Annotated in this window: 2 protein-coding genes; both read right to left on the bottom strand. The window is 59.9% G+C overall.

Annotated elements, in window-relative coordinates; all coding sequences use genetic code 11:
- Positions 1 to 554 (bottom strand): BapA prefix-like domain-containing protein (locus PMI02_RS27490; protein ID WP_007688613.1); only part of this gene is annotated, 554 nt, incomplete at its 3' end.
- 207 nt (positions 555 to 761) lie between these two features.
- Positions 762 to 1,058, bottom strand: a complete 297-nt coding sequence (locus PMI02_RS25635; protein ID WP_238539166.1) for a transcriptional regulator — start codon at positions 1,056 to 1,058, stop codon at positions 762 to 764.
- Between the last annotated feature and the right edge of the window lie 496 nt (positions 1,059 to 1,554).

Raw genomic sequence — 1,554 nt, 5'->3', positions numbered from 1 at the left:
GCATCGGCGTCCGCATCCGCATCGGCGTCAGCGTCAGCGTCAGCGTCTGCATCGGCATCAGCATCAGCATCTGCATCGGCATCGGCATCAGCGTCTGCATCCGCATCTGCGTCGGAATCGTCAGAGTTGCCGCCTCCGCTCAGTGCGGCGATGAGGCCGGCACCGCCCAGCAGGCCCAGCGCCGGGATAAGCAGTCCGGCACCGCCGCTCTCCTGGCCGGTCGATGCCGAGGCTTGGCCAAGCAGATCGTCCACATCGCCCAACGCCTGATAATCGATGCCGCTTGATGGCTTTGCCAGCCAGAGCTTTCCATCGGATTCCTCAAGGACGAGTTCGCTGGGCGCAGCGGCGGGGTCGGTTCCATAGAAGTCGACGATGCGCTTCACCTCGCCCGACTTCAGTCGGATCAGTAGGTCGGCGCCTTGTCTTTCGAAATTCGCTATGTCGGTACGCTGGAGGTGCAATACCACGACACTGGGATGAGTGAGCTTTATGGCATCGTCACCGACCCGCTGCTTATCACCTGTCACTTTGTCGATGATATCTGCTGCCATGACTTTGCCTCCGCTCGACGCCAAAGGACGTGCGCCTCGTCCCGACGTGAGACGAGGCGTGACTTGGGCGAGCAAGTCAGTCCCTAATTGTTTAGACTGTAATCCTTTCTGCCGGGCATCGGGTCGAATGTTCCGGAAACGGAACGAATAAAGGTCTGGCTTGCGCTGATATTCCAGCCCAGTCGAGCTTGGAGCCTTGCATCGCCCTCATACCCGACGCCGGCTAAAACCCCATTGTGGCACAAAAGTCGGCGATGAAGGGGCCAAGAGCGGTTCGATGTCGACAGGCTCAAGCTCGTTCGACTGCGGGCCGGTGGGCCCGTCGGGGCCGATCCGAATTTCCCCTCTAATGGCAGTAAGCGCCTTCATGACTAGCCCAATCTCGGCACGTGGCTTCCCGCCCTCGATTTCCATCACCCAACGGCGGTTGACGCCGATCAAGGCGGCAAGCTGCGACTGGCCCAGTTTCTGGAGCTTGCGTCGGTAACGAATGAACGTGCCCATGTCCTCCGGAGTATGAACCAGCATTCGAGACTTCGTGTTACCGATCGGTGACCCTGTGAAGATGGCACCGAACGCTTACTCGTACCGACGATACCGTTCACTCACGAGCGAAATACAGCAGGGCTAATGGAGTACGGCGGCCATCTCCGTCAGGCGGCAACCTCCTCCGCCGGAAGGGAAGCTGCCTTTTCGCCATCACGAAGTGGAGCGAGGTAGTCGCTCCATCACTGGTGCATCGCGACCGCTCATCCCAGTAACGCCCCCGATTGTATGTCCCCCGGGAGCGTATCCTTAACGGCATGGGCCAAATAGCGCTGGATGGCGTCGGGGCTCCACTTCCTGCTCCCCTCGAGTAGCGCCGACGCGGTAGTGCGAAGGCCGATGAGCGGTCAGTTCGGCGGCAGAACAGGACTCGAAATAGGTGTGCAATACCGGCTGGCGAGATCCTTACTTTATGAGATCGAGCGTCCTCTCGATATCGTCGATGTCAGCGGTG

The sequence above is a fragment of the Novosphingobium sp. AP12 genome (genome assembly GCF_000281975.1).
Taxonomy (GTDB): Bacteria; Pseudomonadota; Alphaproteobacteria; order Sphingomonadales; family Sphingomonadaceae; genus Novosphingobium.
Note: the sequence above shows the minus strand (reverse complement) of the source record. Positions and strands in the feature narration are given on the sequence as shown.